The following is a 17,528-nucleotide window of genomic DNA, read 5'->3' on the forward strand; positions in this document are numbered from 1 at the left end:
CCTGCCCTGCGTAACCCAAGGGTGGTGATAGTTCCTGAGGGAAATTTCGCTATTTTCCTGCGATTAATGACCTTCGCCCGAGAACGTCGGAAATCGACTACTTGAACTGGCGCAGCGGCTGACGAGCATTTCCCGCAGCAGGTTCACCGGTTTACTCAATTGCGCGCGATGGGCGCACAGCAGGTTCAGGGGGGCGCGCTCACACTGCAGCTCCGGCATCAGCACCTTTAACCGACCGGCCAGCACATCGGCGGCGACATCGAGCCAGGATTTGTAGGCGATTCCGGCACCCGCGACAGCCCACAGTCGCACCACATCGGCATCATCGCTGAAGCGATCACCGCTGACCGTCAGGCTGACCTCGCGTTTGCCGTCATGAAAACTCCAGTGATCGTGGACCCGGCTGCCGAGCATGAACAGCAGGCAATTGTGTTGCGCCAATTGCTCAAGCTGTCGAGGCTCACCCTGCCGGGCAAGGTAACTCGGGGCGGCGCAAAGAACGCGGCGATTCTGCGGAGCGATGGGCAGCGCCACCAGGCTCGAGTCTTCCGGCTCGCCGTACCTGAGGGCAATGTCCACCGGTTGGCGGAACAGGTCGGCGATGCGGTCCCCCAGTAGCAGGCGCACCGTGAGTCCGGGATGCTCGCGCTGAAACTCGTCGAGCCACGGCAGCAGCAGGTTTCGACCGAAATCCGAAGGCGCCGACAGCTGCAGGATCCCACTGACCTGATCCTGACTACCGGCCAACAACCGGCGACCCTCGTCGAGATTGCTCAACGCCGCCCGGGCGTATTCGAGAAATCCCTCGCCCTCGGCCGTCAGGCGCAAGCTGCGTGTGGAACGGGCAAGCAAACGGGCGCCGAGTTGCTGTTCGATGCGCTTCAACGCCGCGCTGGCCACCGCAGCGGACATGTCCATCCCGCGCGCCGCCGCCGACAGACTGCCCAGGTCCGCTGCCCGGACAAACAATTGCAAATCATCGAAACGCAGCATTTCCAGCCTCGATTATCAAAAAAATATTGAAAGAGACTGCTCTTTTAGCGGGTTTTATCTTGCGTAGAAATAGCCAATCATCTGCCCATCGAAAACACCCCCCTCTTCCGGAGTCGAATATGTCCCAGCCGTTCACCGCCATTGCCACCCTGATCGCCAAAGCCGGCCAGCAGGGCGCCCTAGAACAGCATTTACGCGCGCTGCTGGAACCCACCCGTGCCGAGGCCGGTTGCGGTCAATACGACCTGCATCAGGACCTCGCCAATCCACTGGCCTTCTACATGATCGAACAGTGGAGCAGCGACGAGGCCCTGCAAGCCCATGACGCCAGCGCCCATATCCAGAATTTTCGGGCCAGGGCCGGCGATTTCCTCGAACACTTCGAACTCAAGCGTCTGCGCACCCTGGCCTGATCGTTCTGTTATCAATTTTCGGAGTTCTCCATGAAAGCCATTGCTTATTACGCCTCCCTGCCCATCAGCGACGAGACCTCCCTGCAGGACATCGAACTGCCGGAACCGGTTGCCGGTCCGCGCGACCTGCTGGTGGAAGTCAAAGCCATCTCGGTCAACCCGGTCGATACCAAAGTCCGCCAGAACGTCCAGCCGGAAGGTGGCATGGCAAAAGTACTGGGCTGGGACGTGGCGGGCGTGGTCAAGGCCGTCGGCAGTGAAGTGACCTTGTTCAAGGCCGGCGACAAAGTGTTTTATGCCGGATCCATCGCTCGCGCCGGCGGCAACAGTGAGCTGCATGTGGTGGATGAGCGGATCGTCGGCCATATGCCCACTTCCCTGGGTTTCGCCGAAGCCGCCGCCCTGCCGTTGACTGCCATTACGGCCTGGGAGCTGCTGTTCGAACGCTTGCAAGTGCACGAAGGCCAGACCGATGAAGGTCAAAGCCTGTTGATCGTTGGAGCGGCCGGCGGAGTCGGGTCGATCCTGACTCAACTGGCCAGCCGGCTGACCGGGCTGAAAGTCATCGGCACCGCCTCCCGTGCGCAAACCCGGAGCTGGGTCAGCGAGTTGGGTGCCGATCTGGTGATCGATCACAGTCAGCCGCTGAGCGAAGAACTCAAACGTGCCGGCATCGAGCAGGTTACCCATGTGGCCAGCCTGACCCAGACTGATCATCACCTGGATCAACTGATCGAGGCACTGGCGCCACAAGGCAAACTGGCGCTGATCGATGATCCGAAGGCCCTCGACGTGACCAAGCTCAAGCGCAAGAGCCTGTCGCTGCACTGGGAGTTCATGTACACCCGCTCGCTGTTCGAGACCGCGGATATGATCGAGCAACATGAACTGCTCAATCGCGTCGCGCAGCTGATCGACGCCGGGACGCTGAAAACCACGGTAGGCGAGCATTTCGGGACGATCAACGCGGCCAACCTGCGCCGTGCCCATGCGCTGCTGGAAAGTGGTAAATCAAAGGGAAAGATTGTGCTCGAAGGGTTCTGAGGATCTAAAAACCTGAAAAAGATCGCAGCCTGCGGCAGCTCCTACAGGATCCGTGAATATCCGAAATATTCGGATACACATCGACCGATGTAGGAGCGGCTGCAGGCCGCGATCTTGCGCGCTCGAACCGTCAGTCAGAGAGTTGACCGCTGTCACAATTGCGACCGTATTCGGGTCTACAATCGTGGCCACTGCAAAGCAATCTTTTACATAAAGGAGGTCAGCAATGAAGATCCTGATAAAAGAATTGGCAAAATCCCAGTGGCAGGTCCGCCTGGACCAACATGCCGTGACCTTCCGCAGCGAAGCCGAAGCTCGCGCCTTCACCCGAACCCTCGAAGCGCGCTTGCACGCGCCCCATCAATTTCCCGACCAGCAGCAGCGCGCGGCTGGCTGAGCCTGTCCTCAGGCCTGGGCTTGCGCCAGTGCCCGGGCATTTTGCATACGTCGGGTGAGCATCGCCACGCTCACCACCAGAATCCCGCACAGACTGATGACCATGGCCATCGGCACGGCGCTGCCATCGTGCAAAACACCCACCAGCGCCGCAGCGCCGGCGGCGACGCTGAACTGCAGGCAACCGAGCATCGCCGATGCACTGCCGGCCCGGGCGCCCTGCCCGCTCATGGCACAGGCCGAGGCGTTAGGCAGGATGCAACCCAGGCTGGAGATGCAGATGAACAGTGGAATCAGCAGTGGCCACAGTTGCGCGGTGTGCATCGAAGTGACGGCCAGCAGCGCCAGGCCGGCACCGAGGTAGATCCAGACCGTGCGGGTCAGCAAAAATGCCGGGCCACGCTTGGCCAGCAAGCGTGCATTGACCTGCGCCACCAGGATGAATCCCGCCGCATTGGCACCGAACAGCCAGCCGAAATGCTCGGCCGGCACGCCATAGAGTTTGATAAACACAAAGGGTGAGCCGGCAATGTAGGAAAACATTCCGGCGATGGCGATGCCACCTGTCAGGGCGTGGCCGAGAAACACCGGGTCCGCCAATAGCCGACCGTACTGACGCAGCGCCCCGGACAATGGTTGGCGTGGCACATGGGCGGGCATGCTTTCCGGCAGCCCGAGGGCGACGGCCAGCCCCACCAGCGCACTGAAAAAGGTCAACGCGAGAAAGATCGACTGCCAGCCTGTGGTATTGACCAACAGCCCACCCAGCATGGGTGCCAGAATGGGGGCCAGCCCCATCACCAGCATCAGTTGCGAAAAGACCTTCGCCGAACCCACCGCATCGCATTTATCGCTGACCACCGCGCGGGAGATCACCATCCCCGCGCAACCACCCAGGGCCTGAACGAAGCGCGCACCGATCAGCCATTCCAGGTTCGGCGCAAACGCGCAGGCCAGGGAGGCAGCAATGAACAGGCCGACACCGGCCAGCAAGGGAATGCGTCGCCCGAAGCGATCCGCCACCGGGCCATAGGCCAGTTGACCGATGGACAAGCCGAGAAAATAGGCCGCCAGGGTCATTTGAATATGCTGTTCATCGGTGCCAAACGCGAGCGCCATTGCCGGGAAGGCCGGCAAGTAGAAATCGATCGCCAACGGGCCGAAGGCGCTGAGGGCGCCAAGAATCAAAATGGTACGAAAGTTCATCAGGCATCCAGTGGGACAGGTCGGCAGCCCCACAGTCTAGCCGCGCATGGATCCCTTGAACATTCTGTTAGGTCGCTAACTAATAAAGAATCACCCTATTGAACGCAAATACCCCGTGTAGGAGCTGGCTTGCCAGCGAAGGACTCAAGGACGCCGCGTTGATTCAGGAATACACGCGTTATCGTTGACGACCTTCGCTGGCAAGCCAGCGCCTACAGGGGGATCGCGCTTGGCCTCAGGCGACTTTCACTGGGTAGCCTTCTTCGCTAATCAACGCGATCACTTGCTCCGCCGTCAGCGCACTCTCGACCCCGACTTCTTTCGCCGCCAGATCGACCCGTACACTGGCCGCCGGATCCTTCGCTTGCAACGCCTGAGTGATGGCTTTGACGCAGTGACCGCAGGACATGCCTTGAACGTTGAACACTTGCATGGGAGAACTCCTTTCAGTGGATTGCGAGCAGTCTGGAGCTTGCCACCATGGCAAGGTCAAGTACTGCAGCCACTACCGGACTGGCAATCATCGCCGCGCTCGGCCAAGCTGCGCCCATCAGTGATTCGACTTCAGGAGGTTCAGCCATGCGCTGGTCAGCTCTCAGCCTGTTTGGCTTCATCAGCCTGTTTGCCGCGACACCTGCGGTACACGCCGCCGGGGAGGACTATGGCGTGCTGATCATTTCCCGCGAGCGCCTGGAAATCGCGACCTCCTGCGAGATCGGCGTGTACATCCAGGACCAGTTGGCCGCGCGGCTGTTCCAGGAACAGAGCACCGCGTTCAACCTGCCGCCGGGCAATGTGTCCCTGCGCTTGAAACTCCTGCCGGGACAGGCCCCGGGGTGCAACCCGGGGATGCTGGCGCCGGGCTCACAGAACGTCACGCTCAAGGCCGGGGATGTGTTGAAGTTCCGGATTGCGATGACGCAGGAAGGGATGTACCTCAAGCCTACGGCCCTCGATTATTGAGTAGTCTGTAAAAAGATCGTCCGAACGCGGCCCGAGCCTGCGGCAGCTCCTACGGAATCGGGTTGACACGCAGTCTATGTAGGAGCTGGCTTGCCAGCGAAGAGGCCATCACCTGCGAGATTGATATCGCCTGAAACGCCGCCTTCGCCAGCAAGCCGGCTCCTACAATTGTGCAGTCAACACGATCCCTGCAGCTGCCGCAGGCTCGGGCCGCGTTCGGACGATCTTTTGATCTGAATCATGGCGCTTGACCTTGCCCGTATGGCAAGGTTGATCCTGTAGGCATCTTCTACAGGGAGCGCGACCGATGTCCGAATCCACCACTTTCGATCTGCCGATTGCCGGCATGACCTGCGCCAGTTGCGCCGGACGTGTCGAGCGTGCCTTGAGCAAAGTCATCGGCGCCAGTGCCGTCAGCGTCAACCTCGCCACCGAGCAGGCCCGGGTTCAAGCGCCCAGCGACAGCCTGCAGGCCTTGATGGACGCCGTGGAGCAAGCCGGCTACAGCGTGCCGCAACAGACCCTGGAGTTGAGCATCGACGGCATGACCTGCGCCTCCTGTGTCGGCCGGGTCGAACGTGCGCTGGCGAAGGTGCCGGGGGTGAAGCGCGTCAGCGTCAACCTGGCCAATGAACGCGCCCACCTCGAGTTACTCGGGCAGATTGATCCGCAGGCATTGATCGCCGCCGTGACCAAGGCGGGTTACGGCGCCAGCGTCTGGGAAGTCGAACACCCGCCAACCGACCATCAGCAACAGCGTCTGCACCGCGAGCGTTGGGCCTTGATCATCGCAATCGTCCTCGCCCTGCCGCTGGTGTTGCCAATGGTGCTGCAACCCTTCGGCGTGCACTGGATGCTGCCGGCCTGGGTGCAATTTGCGCTGGCGACGCCGGTGCAATTCGTCTTCGGAGCGCGTTTTTATATCGCCGCGTGGAAAGCCGTGCGTGCCGGTGCCGGCAACATGGATTTGCTGGTGGCCTTGGGCACCAGCGCCGGTTATGGCTTGAGTCTTTACGAATGGGCCACCGCCGCCGGGCGCACGCCGCACCTGTACTTTGAAGCCTCGGCGGTGGTGATTGCCCTGGTGTTGCTGGGCAAATACCTGGAAAGCCGCGCCAAGCGCCAGACCGCCAGCGCCATCCGCGCCCTTGAAGCCTTGCGTCCGGAGCGAGCGATTCAAGTGATCGACGGCCGTGAGCAGGACGTTGCCATCAGCGCCTTGCGCCTCAACGATCTGGTCATGGTCAAACCCGGCGAACGTTTCCCGGTGGACGGCGAAGTCGTCGAAGGCCAGAGCCACGCCGACGAAGCGCTGATCAGCGGCGAAAGCCTGCCGGTGCCGAAACAGCCCGGCGACAAGGTCACCGGCGGCGCCATCAATGGCGAAGGCCGGTTACTGGTTCGCACCCAGGCCCTGGGCGCGGAAACGGTACTGGCGCGGATCATCCGCCTGGTGGAAGACGCTCAAGCGGCGAAGGCGCCGATCCAGAAACTGGTGGATAAAGTCAGCCAGGTATTCGTCCCGACGGTGTTGCTGATCGCGTTGGCGACCTTGATCGGTTGGTGGCTGTACGGGGCGCCGATGGAAACGGCGCTGATCAACGCCGTGGCGGTGTTGGTGATTGCTTGCCCTTGCGCACTCGGGCTGGCCACGCCGACGGCGATCATGGCCGGCACCGGTGTGGCGGCGCGCTACGGGATTCTGATCAAGGACGCCGAAGCGCTGGAGCGTGCCCATGAAGTCAGCGCCGTGGTGTTCGACAAGACCGGCACGCTGACCTCGGGCGCGCCGCGCATCGCCCATTTGAGTGCGATCGACGCTGACGAAGCCGCTCTGTTGCAAAGGGCCGGGGCGCTGCAGCGCGGCAGTGAACATCCGTTGGCCAAGGCCGTGCTGGACGCTTGCGCCGAACGTGGCTTGAATGTGGCCGATGTCAGTGACAGCCAGTCCCTGACCGGGCGCGGCATTGCCGGCACCCTCGAGGGTCGGCGGCTGGCGCTGGGCAATCGGCGCCTGCTGGAAGAGAGCGGTTTGAGCGCCGGTCCATTGGCTGATAGCGCAACCGCATGGGAAACCGAAGGCCGGACGTTGTCCTGGCTGATCGAGCAAAGCCCCGAACCGAAAGTGCTGGGCTTGTTCGCCTTTGGTGACACCCTCAAGGCCGGCGCGCTGCAAGCGGTGCAACAACTGCGCGCTCGCAACATCAGCAGCCACCTGCTGACCGGCGACAATCGCGGCAGTGCCAAAGTGGTCGCCGAGGCGCTCGGCATTAAAGATGTCCACGCCGAAGTATTGCCCGCCGACAAAGCCGCCACCGTCGCCACCCTCAAGAAAACCGGGGTGGTGGCAATGGTCGGCGACGGCATCAACGATGCCCCGGCCCTGGCGGCTGCCGACATCGGCATCGCCATGGGCGGCGGCACCGACGTAGCCATGCACGCCGCCGGAATCACTTTGATGCGCGGTGATCCACGGCTGGTGCCGGCGGCGCTGGACATCAGCCGCAAGACCTACGCGAAGATCCGGCAGAACCTGTTCTGGGCCTTCGTCTACAACCTGATCGGCATTCCGCTGGCAGCCGCAGGCTTGCTCAACCCGGTGCTCGCCGGCGCGGCCATGGCGTTGTCGAGCGTCAGCGTGGTGAGCAATGCGCTACTGCTGAAAACCTGGAAGCCCAAGGAACTGGAGGAACACCCATGAACATCGGCCAAGCGGCCCGCCAGAGCGGACTGAGCGCCAAGATGATTCGTTATTACGAATCCATCGGCCTGCTGAAGGCCGCCCATCGTACCGACAGTGGCTATCGAGTGTATGGCGACGACGACCTGCACACCCTGGCGTTCATCAAGCGCTCCCGCGACCTGGGATTTTCACTGGAAGAGGTCGGCAAATTGCTGACCCTCTGGCAGGACCGTCAACGCGCCAGCGCCGACGTCAAGGCGCTGGCCCGCCAGCATATCGAGGAACTGGACCGCAAGATCCTCGAGCTCGGCCAACTGCGCGACACGCTGCAGGACCTGGTCGAGCATTGCCAGGGTGATCACCGTCCCGATTGCCCGATCCTCAAAAATCTTGAGTCGGGCTGCTGTGGCGTGCCCGCTCGCGCCTGACTGCCTCATTCCTTGAAGATTGGTAGCCAACCAATGTAGGGGGATTTGCGTCCTGCACAAAAAACCCGGCCGAAGCCGGGTTTTTTATTGACCTGTCACTGCATCCAGGGCGGAGGCGGTTCTTCGGTCTTGCCGGGTGGTGCGTCGTCTGCGGCGCGTACCGCCTGCTTACGTTCTTCATCGAGGCGTGCGGCCTCGATTTCACGCAGGATGCCGCCAACGTCGGCCATCTCTTCCGGCTCGTCGAACTCACCGGTCAAAGCACTGGCCGGGTGCAAGGTGCCGGCTTCGTACAGCGCCCACATTTCCTTGGCGTACCGGGTCTTCTTCAACTCCGGGGCAAACCGCCCGAAGTAGGACGCCATGTTGCCGACATCCCGCTCCAGCATGCTGAACGCGTGGTTGTTACCCGCCGCATCCACCGCCTGCGGCAAGTCGATGATCACCGGCCCCGTCGGGGTCAGCAGCACGTTGAATTCCGACAAGTCACCGTGCACCAGTCCCGTACACAACATCAGCACGATCTGCGAAATCAGGAACGCGTGGTATTCGCGCGCCTGGTCCGGCTCCAGCACGACGTCGTTCAGGCGTGGTGCGGCATCGCCGTATTCATCGGCTACCAGCTCCATCAGCAGCACGCCTTCCAGGAAGTCGTAAGGCTTGGGCACCCGAACGCCCGCACCGGCCAGACGGAACAATGCCGCCACTTCGGCATTCTGCCAGGCGTCTTCGGTTTCTTTCTTGCCGAACTTGGAACCCTTGGCCATCGCCCGGGCCTGACGGCTGTTGCGTACCTTGCGACCTTCCTGATACTCGGCCGCCTGACGAAAACTGCGTTTATTCGCCTCCTTGTAGACCTTCGCGCAACGTAACTCGTTACCGCAGCGCACCACGTAAACAGCTGCTTCTTTACCACTCATGAGTGGGCGCAGCACCTCGTCGACCAGACCGTCCTCGATCAGGGGTTCAATGCGTTTTGGAGTCTTCATCAGCTTTTATTGTGGGTCCTTTATTACCAAACACGCGAAAGTCATTCGTTATACGGCAATCCACTCATTCGGGGGAGGGGTTGCCGACCTATGAACAGTGCAAACACCCACAATGTGTCGGAAAAAGTTGCCCTATAGACAAAACCACAACTTCGGCAGATTATTTTCCCCGTCCCATCCCCCTCACTCAAGAGATCTGTTCATGAGCAAAAAGCCATCGAAAAATGGCCCGAACAAGGCCAAGTCCATCATCGCCCAGCCACTGTTCCGCAGCCGTCAGGAACGAGCCGGCAAAGGCAAAGGCAGCTACCGCCGCGAAGCCTTCCAGTCTGACAACTGGGAGGCTTCTTACTTTCTGGCGGCCTGAAAGGCAAGCAATCGCTCAACATGTTAAGGTCTGCACCTGATTCGTACTCCCTGGACCTGTGCATGCCCCTTTGTCTTTCCCGTCGTTGGCACGTTCGCCAACTGATAGCTGCCTCCAGCCTCATTTTGCTAGTCGCCTGCGCGGAAAAACCGACCGCCGCCGACGCCCAGCCGCTTCAGACCCTCCCCATCGCGACAGCCCCTGCGGTGATCCCGCCCGTGGTGCCGACCGGTGACAACCTCGACATCCAGCCGACCCAGACCTTCGCCGAATGGCAAGCGGGTTTTCGCAGGGACGCTCTGGCCGCCGGCATCCGCGCCGATCTGTTCGACCGCGCCTTTGCCAATGTCAGCCTGGACACCAGCGTGATCCGCGCCGACCGCAGCCAGCCGGAGTTTTCCCGCCCGGTGTGGGAGTACCTCGACGGTGCTCTTTCGCCACTGCGGGTACGCAAAGGCCAGGCGCTGGTCGGCCAATATGCCGACATCCTGCAAAGCATCGAGCAGCGTTATGGCGTCGATCGTCAGGCACTGGTTTCGGTGTGGGGCATGGAGAGCAACTTCGGTCAGTTCCAGGGCAGCAAGTCGGTGATCAACTCCCTGGCGACCCTGGCCTATGAAGGCCGGCGTCCCGGGTTCGCCCACGCGCAATTGATTGCCGCACTGCAAATCCTGCAACAGGGTGATATCGAACCGGAAGCGATGCTCGGTTCCTGGGCCGGGGCCATGGGCCAGACCCAGTTCATCCCCACCACGTACAACACCCACGCCGTGGACTTCGACGGTGACGGCCGGCGTGACATCTGGGGCAGCCCGGCCGATGCCCTGGCCTCGACCGCGCACTACCTGCAAAGCTCGGGCTGGCAGAAAGGCCAGCCGTGGGGCTTCGAAGTACAACTGCCCGGCAGCTTCAACTACGTGCTGGCCGATGGCACGATTCGCAAGAGTGTTGCCGAATGGCTGCAATTGGGCGTCACCCTGCCCAATGGCGCCCAGGTTCCGCCTGGTTCCGAACAGCTGTCCGCGGCCCTGCTGCTGCCGGCCGGTTATCGCGGCCCGGCGTTCCTGGTCCTGGACAACTTCCGCGCGATCCTCAAGTACAACAACTCGTCGTCCTACGCGTTGGCTGTCAGCCTGTTGTCCGAACGTTTCAACGGCGCTGGCCTGATCAACGGCACCTGGCCGAAAGACGATATGCCGCTGAGCCGTACCGAGCGCATTGAACTGCAAAGCCTGCTGAGTGCGCAGAACTACGATGCGGGCACCGCCGACGGCATCATCGGCGCCAACACCCGCAAGGCGATCCGCAGTGCACAGCAGTCGTTTGGCTGGCCGGCCGACGGGTATCCGACGCACAAGTTGCTCGAAGGGCTGCGTAACCGATAGACAACCGTATGGCGAATGCCGCTTTCGCGAGCAAGCCCGCTCCCACATTTAATTTCTGGCGTTCACAATTTATGTGTTCACAGAGAATCAGATGTGGGAGCGGGCTTGCTCGCGAAGGCGGACTATCAGGCGACTAACATCTACCGCTTGACCACCACATCCTGCTCCAACAACAGTTCTTTCTCCCCTGCATCCAGCCGCACCAAAGCCCCCATCGGCAACGTCAGGTTCGGATCGCAATGCCCGCTGCGCCACCCGGACAACACCGGTATCCGCAACGGTGCGAAAGTCTGCTTGAGCAAGCGCTCCAGCGCCGCGACATCAACCCCCGCTACATCCCCCACCAGCACCCCGCGCAGCTTGTGCAGCGAGCCTGCCAGTCGCAGATGGGTCAGCAGCCGATCAATGCGATACAGCGGCTCGTTGATGTCCTCGATGAACAGGATGACACCCTCGGCATCCATTTCATAAGGCGTGCCCATGGTCGCGGCAATCATCGACAGATTGCCCCCCAACAAACGCCCGTGAGCGATGCCAGGCTCAATGGTGGTCAACGGGTAACCCACCGGGTGCGTCAGCACACTGCCCGCCTTCAGCTGCCCCCTGAGCATATTGAAAAACGACGACTCGGTCGGTTTTTGCTTTTCGCCCAACAGGTCCGCGTTGAGCATCGGACCATGGAAGGTCACGAAGCCTGCATAACGGCTGATCGCCAGGTGCAGCGCGGTGATGTCGCTGTAGCCGATGAATGGCTTGGCATTGTTGCGCAATAGCTCGAAGTCGATGCGATCAAGCAATCGCGGCGTACCGTAACCGCCGCGAAGACAGATGATTGCCTCGACCTCGCTGTCGGCAAATGCGGCGTGCAGGTCATTGAGCCGCACTTCGTCGCTACCGGCCAGGTAGCCATCCCGCTCGTACACGCCGGGATACACCCGCACCGAATAACCGCGCGCGTGCATCCAGGCAATGGCTTTGTCGGTGTCCAGCGCTGCCGGACCGGCAGGTGCGATGACACCGATCAACCCTTGCGACGGCAAGGCCGGAACAGGCGCATGAGGACAAAGCCTGTGAGTGGGTCTAACAGTCATCCATGAATCTCCCTGCGTGAAAGCGATAAGCACACAGTAGTCAGGAACGGGGACAAACAGAAGAGGGACAGTCGCCCCGCAGGTTGCAGGAAAAATCTGCAATGGCTGTAGGCCGGGCAAAAAAACGCCCGCAAGAGGAACATCCTTGCGGGCTGTTTTTACGTCGTCGGTATCAGGACGACATCAGCTCGGCCTTGACCAGCTTCGCCTGCTCGTCGGCGTGGTACGAGGAACGTACCAGCGGGCCGGAGGCGACGTTCTTGAAGCCCATCTTGTAACCTTCCTCGGCGAACCAGGCGAAGATGTCCGGGTGCACGAAACGTTGCACCGGCAAGTGGCTGCGGGACGGTTGCAGGTACTGGCCCAGGGTCAGCATGTCGATGTCGTGTTCGCGCATGCGCTTCATGACTTCGATGACTTCTTCGTCGGTCTCGCCCAGACCCAGCATCAGGCCGGACTTGGTCGGAATGTGCGGCATCATCTGCTTGAAGCGTTGCAGCAGGGTCAGCGACCACTGGTAATCCGAACCCGGACGCGCGGCCTTGTACAGGCGCGGCACGGTCTCCAGGTTGTGGTTGAACACATCCGGCGGCTCGGCAGCGGTGATGTCCAGCGCGACGTCCATGCGGCCACGGTAATCCGGGACCAGGGTTTCGAGCTGCACGTTCGGCGACAACTTGCGGATCTCGCGGATGCAGTCGGCAAAGTGCTGGGCACCGCCGTCGCGCAGGTCGTCGCGGTCTACCGAGGTGATCACCACGTATTTGAGCTTCAGGTCGGCGATGGCGATGGCCAGGCTCTGCGGCTCGTTGACGTCCAGAGGTTTCGGACGACCATGGCCGACGTCGCAGAACGGGCAGCGACGGGTGCAGATGTCACCCATGATCATGAAGGTCGCGGTGCCGCCGGAGAAGCACTCGCCCAGGTTCGGGCAGGACGCTTCTTCGCACACGCTGTGCAGCTTGTGTTTGCGCAGCAGGGCCTTGATGCGGTCGACTTCCGGCGAAACCGGGATGCGCACGCGAATCCAGTCGGGTTTCTTCGGCAGTTCGGTGGTCGGAATGATCTTCACCGGGATACGTGCAACCTTCTCGGCGCCGCGCAGCTTGACGCCGGCTTCAACCTTGGCACGCGGGGCCGGACGCTCGGTAACATCCAGCGTCGGGATCATGGTTTGCACTGCATCAGTAGTCATATCAGTCGATTCCGCCCGTTAGGGTCGTCTGCTCAGCATAGTCGAGGTGTTTGACGAGCTGCGCGCGCAGCCGGGCACTTACCTCGGCAAATTCAATCGATCCTGCGTGATCGCTCAGCTGGGTCATCGCCAGCCCGGCGTAGCCGCAGGGATTAATCCGTCGAAACGGTTCCAGGTTCATATCCACGTTCAGGGCCAGGCCATGAAAGGAACAACCGTGGCGGATCCGCAGACCCAGAGAAGCGATTTTCGCCCCGTCGACGTAGACGCCCGGGGCATCCGGCTTGGCCGCGGCCGTGACGCCGTAGCTGGCCAGCAACTCGATCAGGCAGTGTTCCATGCGGGTGACCAGGTCACGCACACCGAAACCCAGCTTGCGCACGTCAAGCAACAGGTAAGCCACCAATTGGCCGGGACCATGATAAGTCACCTGACCACCGCGATCGACCTGCACCACCGGAATATCCCCCGGCAGCAACAAGTGCTCGGCCTTGCCGGCCTGGCCCTGGGTGAACACCGGCGGGTGCTCGACCAGCCAGATCTCGTCCGCGGCATCGCTGCCGCGTTCGTTGGTGAAGCGTTGCATGGCATGCCAGACCGGCTCGTAAGCCATCTGGCCAAGCTCGCGAAAGCCCAGCGTGCCGGACATCACAGCACCATGTGCACGAAACCGGTGGCCCGCAACTCGCTGTTGATGTCGTACAGCTGCTCTTGACCGGTGGCGATGATGTGCAGCTGGATGGTCGTGTACTTGCCGTTGGTACTCTGGCGCTCGGCCAGGGTCTCGTGGTCAACGGTGGCGTGTTTCTCAAGGATCGCGATGATCTTGTCCTTGAAACCCACACCCGTGTCGCCGATTACCTTGATCGGGTAATCCGCGCAGGGAAATTCGATTTTTGGCGCCTTTACTTCGGTGTCTGTCATGGCGTAACGGCCTCGTAAGCCGTGGCAACGGACATGGCCCCGCTCCGGATTGGAACGGGGCCATGCGAGTCCACACTAATTCAGTTGAACAAGCCGTAGAAGAATAGACGGATGCTATCCCACATGCGGCGGAAGATACCACCCTCGTCGACCGCGTCGAGGGCGATCAGGTCGGCGCTGTGCACCACCTTCTCGTCCAGCTTCACTTCGACTTTACCGATCACGTCGCCCTTGGCGATTGGCGCCATCAGTTGCGGGTTCATGGTCATGCTGGCGGCAAGCTTTTTCAGCTGGCCCTTCGGCAGGGTCAGGGTCAGGTCCTGGGCCAGGCCAGCCTTGACTTGATTGGTGGTGCCTTTCCAGACAGGTGCCTGAGCCAGCTCGGCGCCTTTCTGGTAGAAGGTCTGGGTTTCGAAGAAGCGGAAACCGTAGGTCAGCAGCTTCTGGGTCTCGGAGGCACGTGCCACTTCGCTGTTGGTGCCGAACACCACGGCGATCAGGCGCATGCCATCACGCACGGCCGAAGACACCATGCAGTAGCCGGCTTCGTCGGTGTGGCCGGTTTTCAGACCGTCGACGGTCTTGTCGCGCCACAGCAGCAGGTTGCGGTTAGGTTGCTTGATGCCGTTCCAGAAGAACTCTTTCTGCGAGTAGATCGCGTAGTGAGCCGGGTCTTCGTGGATGATCGCGCGAGCCAGCACGGCCATGTCGTGAGCCGACGAATAGTGCTCAGGGTTCGGCAGACCGGTCGGGTTCATGAAGTGGCTGTTGGTCATCCCCAGGTCGGCCACTGTCTTGTTCATCATGTCGGCGAACGCGTCTTCGCTGCCGGCGATGTGTTCGGACAGCGCAACACTGGCGTCGTTGCCCGACTGGATGATGATGCCGTGCAGCAGGTCGCTGACGGTGACTTGCGAGCCGACCTTGATGAACATCCGCGAACCGCCGGTACGCCAGGCGTTTTCGCTGACGGTCACCGGATCGTTTTCACCGATCTGGCCACGACGGATTTCCAGGGTCGCGATGTACGCGGTCATCAGCTTGGTCAGGCTGGCCGGTGGCAGACGCTGGTCACCGTTGTTCTCCACCAGCACATTGCCGCTGCTGGCATCCATGAGCACATAGGATTTGGCGGCCAATTGTGGTGGCGACGGCATCATCTCGACCGCGAACGCGGCAGGCGAGAGGAGCAGCGGGACTAGCAGGCACAGGCGTTTGGCAAAGGTGGTGATGTTCATCCGTCTCTCGAAATCGCTAATGGAAACTGCCCGAAGGCAAAACTAATCAGACAGCTTTCTAACGAGCTGTCGCGTGTTCAGTTGTTCACTCAGAACCCTTGCCGGGCTTTTGTTCTAAAACGAGCCAACAACCAGGTTCACCCCCCAAAACCGCAAGTGAACCTTCAATCAAGTACTACGTGTTACTCGGCGGTGACCAGGCTCGGCGAACCGAGATTGGCCAAGCGCACGCTGTTCTGCACTTGCTGGATTTCACCCGGCGAGCCGATCGGCCCCAGGCGAACCCGATGCAGTGTCTGTTGATTGCGCACGATCGAGCTGATAAACACCGGAGCGCTCACCATCCCGCTGAGCTTCGATCTCAGGAGTTCTGCAGCGTCCGGGTTGGCGAACGCGCCCACCTGCAGATACTGGCCAGAGGCTTGTGCAGAAGCGTTTTTTTTTGCATCGATCGGCACAGGAACGACCGCCGCGGCGTGTTGCTGCGGCGGTGGCGTCCATTGTTCAACGGTGCCGGCCGAAGCCGTGATCACCGGGGCGTTATTTTGCGTGGTTTTCGGCTCGTTAAGCATCAACGGTGCCGGACGCCCTTTGGCGGCCCACCATTGCTGCGGGTCGATGCCTTCGACCTTGACCCGCGCCGTACCGGATTCGGCATAACCGAGCTTCTTGGCGGCGGCATAGGACAAGTCGATGATCCGGTCAGAGTAGAACGGCCCGCGGTCGTTGACCCGCAATACGACGGTCTTGTTGTTGTCCAGGTTGGTCACCCGAACGTAACTGGGCAGCGGCAACGTCTTGTGCGCGGCACTCATGCCGTACAGGTCATAGACCTCGCCATTGGCGGTGTTCTGGCCGTGGAATTTGGTGCCGTACCAGGACGCCGTGCCCGACGCGACGTAGGACTTGGATTCTTGCTGCGGGAAATAAGTCTTGCCCAGCACGGTATACGGGTTGGCTTTATAAGGACCCGTGTGCAGGGTCGGTGTCGCATCAGGGATGCGCGCTACGTCGACGTCCCACCAAGGCGCACCGTCTTTGTGCGCGCGGTTGATGTCCAGGCCTGGCGTTGCACGCACGACGGCGGGAGAAGACTTTGTTGGCGTCGGCGAGCGGCTGGTCGAACAACTGGCGACCAGCACCGTCAACGCGGCGAATGCCATCAGCTTCAGGGGTTTATTCATAGGCAATGCCCGCATTACTTGACGCCCCGTGCTTGGACCAGCTGTTCAGACAGTTGATGTACGGCCATGGCGTACATCACGCTGCGGTTATAACGCGTGATCGCGTAAAAATTCGTCAGACCCATCCAGTATTCAGGACCCTTGTCACCTTCCAGGCGGAATGCCGTGACCGGCATATCATCGCGCAGCGCATCATGACTTGACCACCCTAGCGCTCGCAACTCCCCGACGGTTTTAGTCGGTTCGATACCGGTGGTCAAGCCGCTGTCCACCTGATCGCCGCGCACATCGGCGCGGCTGACCACGGGCTCGCCGGCCACCCAGCCGTGGCGCTTGAAGTAGCTGGCGACGCTGCCGATGGCATCGTCCGGGTTGTTCCAGATATTGATGTGGCCATCACCGTCGAAGTCCACCGCATACGCGCGAAAGCTGCTCGGCATGAACTGCGGCAAGCCCATCGCCCCGGCGTAGGAGCCCTTGAGGGTCAACGGATCGACCTGCTCTTCACGGGCCAGTAGCAGGAACTCACGCAATTCCTTGCGGAAAAATTCGGCACGGGGAGGATAGTCGAAACCCAGGGTCGACAAGGCGTCGACGACCCGGAAATTCCCGGTATTACGTCCGAAAAAGGTCTCGACACCAATGATCGACACAATAACCTGCGCCGGCACGCCGTATTCCTGTTCCGCACGAGCCAGTACCGCCTCGTGCTGACGCCAGAAGTCCACACCACGGGCGATGCGCGCATCGGTGATGAACATCGGGCGGTATTCGCTCCACTGCTTGACCCGCTCGGCGGGCTTCGAGATCGCGTCCAGGATCGACTGCTTGCGCTCGGCTTCGCGGAACACGCCCATCAGCTGCTCACCGGCAAAACCGTAGTCGCGGGTCATTTCACCGACGAATTCGGCCACCTGGGGTGAGCCTTCGTAATCGCCGGCAAACGCGTCCTGCGCTGTGCCAAGGATGCTTACCAGGCCGACCCATGGCGCGTATCGAGTCGCCCAGCCACGCATTACTTGCATTGAA

Annotated in this window: 19 protein-coding genes; 8 read left to right on the forward strand and 11 right to left on the reverse strand. The window is 61.2% G+C overall.

Features of this window, described 5'->3' with window-relative positions; all coding sequences use genetic code 11:
• Positions 1–63: 63 nt before the first annotated feature.
• Positions 64–993 carry a LysR family transcriptional regulator gene (locus tag ELQ88_RS30735; protein WP_128871454.1) on the reverse strand — a complete coding sequence of 310 codons (930 nt, stop codon included), beginning with the start codon at positions 991–993 and terminating at the stop codon, positions 64–66.
• A gap of 119 nt (positions 994–1,112) precedes the next feature.
• Between ELQ88_RS30735 and ELQ88_RS30740 the strand changes: the two genes are divergently transcribed.
• From ELQ88_RS30740 to ELQ88_RS34395, 3 genes are all read left to right on the forward strand, one after another.
• Positions 1,113–1,406, forward strand: coding sequence for a putative quinol monooxygenase (locus ELQ88_RS30740; protein ID WP_128871453.1), 294 nt, complete (start codon positions 1,113–1,115; stop codon positions 1,404–1,406).
• 30 nt (positions 1,407–1,436) lie between these two features.
• Entirely contained in the window at positions 1,437–2,450 is a 1,014-nt protein-coding gene (locus ELQ88_RS30745) for a zinc-binding alcohol dehydrogenase family protein (RefSeq protein WP_138969197.1), read from the forward strand.
• Positions 2,451–2,676: 226 nt separating this feature from the next.
• Entirely contained in the window at positions 2,677–2,847 is a 171-nt protein-coding gene (locus ELQ88_RS34395; protein ID WP_168187361.1) for a hypothetical protein, read from the forward strand.
• Between the two features lie 8 nt (positions 2,848–2,855).
• Here ELQ88_RS34395 and ELQ88_RS30750 read toward each other — a convergent pair whose 3' ends face one another.
• Positions 2,856–4,052: a multidrug effflux MFS transporter gene (locus tag ELQ88_RS30750; RefSeq protein WP_128871451.1), complete on the reverse strand. Its 1,197-nt coding sequence runs from the start codon at positions 4,050–4,052 to the stop codon at positions 2,856–2,858.
• Between the two features lie 235 nt (positions 4,053–4,287).
• Positions 4,288–4,485, reverse strand: coding sequence for a cation transporter (locus ELQ88_RS30755; protein ID WP_128871450.1), 198 nt, complete (start codon positions 4,483–4,485; stop codon positions 4,288–4,290).
• 146 nt (positions 4,486–4,631) lie between these two features.
• Between ELQ88_RS30755 and ELQ88_RS30760 the strand changes: the two genes are divergently transcribed.
• From ELQ88_RS30760 to cueR, 3 genes are all read left to right on the forward strand, one after another.
• Positions 4,632–5,015: a hypothetical protein gene (locus ELQ88_RS30760; RefSeq protein WP_128871449.1), complete on the forward strand. Its 384-nt coding sequence runs from the start codon at positions 4,632–4,634 to the stop codon at positions 5,013–5,015.
• Positions 5,016–5,322: 307 nt separating this feature from the next.
• Positions 5,323–7,716 (forward strand): heavy metal translocating P-type ATPase, encoded by a 2,394-nt coding sequence (locus tag ELQ88_RS30765; protein ID WP_138969198.1) that lies wholly within the window; start codon positions 5,323–5,325, stop codon positions 7,714–7,716.
• Positions 7,713–8,126 carry a Cu(I)-responsive transcriptional regulator gene (gene cueR, locus ELQ88_RS30770; protein ID WP_128871447.1) on the forward strand — a complete coding sequence of 138 codons (414 nt, stop codon included), beginning with the start codon at positions 7,713–7,715 and terminating at the stop codon, positions 8,124–8,126. Before ELQ88_RS30765 ends, cueR begins: the two co-directional genes overlap by 4 nt.
• A 95-nt stretch (positions 8,127–8,221) precedes the next feature.
• Here cueR and ELQ88_RS30775 read toward each other — a convergent pair whose 3' ends face one another.
• Entirely contained in the window at positions 8,222–9,115 is an 894-nt protein-coding gene (locus ELQ88_RS30775; protein WP_128871446.1) for a PA4780 family RIO1-like protein kinase, read from the reverse strand.
• A gap of 202 nt (positions 9,116–9,317) precedes the next feature.
• On the opposite strand from ELQ88_RS30775, the gene arfA reads away from it, so the two are divergent.
• Both arfA and ELQ88_RS30785 read left to right on the forward strand, forming a co-directional pair.
• Positions 9,318–9,482 carry an alternative ribosome rescue factor ArfA gene (arfA, locus tag ELQ88_RS30780; RefSeq protein WP_017340991.1) on the forward strand — a complete coding sequence of 55 codons (165 nt, stop codon included), beginning with the start codon at positions 9,318–9,320 and terminating at the stop codon, positions 9,480–9,482.
• 62 nt (positions 9,483–9,544) lie between these two features.
• The gene (locus ELQ88_RS30785) at positions 9,545–10,867 is read left to right on the forward strand and encodes a lytic murein transglycosylase (protein WP_138969199.1); all 1,323 of its coding nucleotides are present in this window, start codon (positions 9,545–9,547) and stop codon (positions 10,865–10,867) included.
• 140 nt (positions 10,868–11,007) lie between these two features.
• Here the strand turns inward: ELQ88_RS30785 and ELQ88_RS30790 are convergent, their stop codons facing one another.
• From ELQ88_RS30790 to mltB, 7 genes are all read right to left on the reverse strand, one after another.
• Positions 11,008–11,958 (reverse strand): LD-carboxypeptidase, encoded by a 951-nt coding sequence (locus ELQ88_RS30790; RefSeq protein ID WP_138969200.1) that lies wholly within the window; start codon positions 11,956–11,958, stop codon positions 11,008–11,010.
• Between the two features lie 172 nt (positions 11,959–12,130).
• On the reverse strand, positions 12,131–13,129 hold the full coding sequence (gene lipA / locus ELQ88_RS30795) for a lipoyl synthase (protein ID WP_168187364.1): 999 nt from the start codon (positions 13,127–13,129) through the stop codon (positions 12,131–12,133).
• A gap of 25 nt (positions 13,130–13,154) precedes the next feature.
• The gene (gene lipB, locus ELQ88_RS30800; RefSeq protein ID WP_128871443.1) at positions 13,155–13,802 is read right to left on the reverse strand and encodes a lipoyl(octanoyl) transferase LipB; all 648 of its coding nucleotides are present in this window, start codon (positions 13,800–13,802) and stop codon (positions 13,155–13,157) included.
• Entirely contained in the window at positions 13,802–14,077 is a 276-nt protein-coding gene (locus ELQ88_RS30805) for a DUF493 domain-containing protein (protein WP_064679955.1), read from the reverse strand. The genes lipB and ELQ88_RS30805 overlap by 1 nt, the downstream gene beginning before the upstream one ends.
• Before the next feature lie 80 nt (positions 14,078–14,157).
• Entirely contained in the window at positions 14,158–15,315 is a 1,158-nt protein-coding gene (locus ELQ88_RS30810; protein ID WP_138969201.1) for a D-alanyl-D-alanine carboxypeptidase family protein, read from the reverse strand.
• A gap of 182 nt (positions 15,316–15,497) precedes the next feature.
• Positions 15,498–16,514: a septal ring lytic transglycosylase RlpA family protein gene (locus ELQ88_RS30815; protein ID WP_138969202.1), complete on the reverse strand. Its 1,017-nt coding sequence runs from the start codon at positions 16,512–16,514 to the stop codon at positions 15,498–15,500.
• Positions 16,514–17,524: a lytic murein transglycosylase B gene (mltB, locus tag ELQ88_RS30820; protein WP_138969203.1), complete on the reverse strand. Its 1,011-nt coding sequence runs from the start codon at positions 17,522–17,524 to the stop codon at positions 16,514–16,516. Before mltB ends, ELQ88_RS30815 begins: the two co-directional genes overlap by 1 nt.
• Positions 17,525–17,528 lie beyond the last annotated feature (4 nt).

Origin of the sequence: Pseudomonas sp. MPC6 (genome assembly GCF_006094435.1) — a bacterium.
GTDB lineage: Bacteria > Pseudomonadota > Gammaproteobacteria > Pseudomonadales > Pseudomonadaceae > Aquipseudomonas.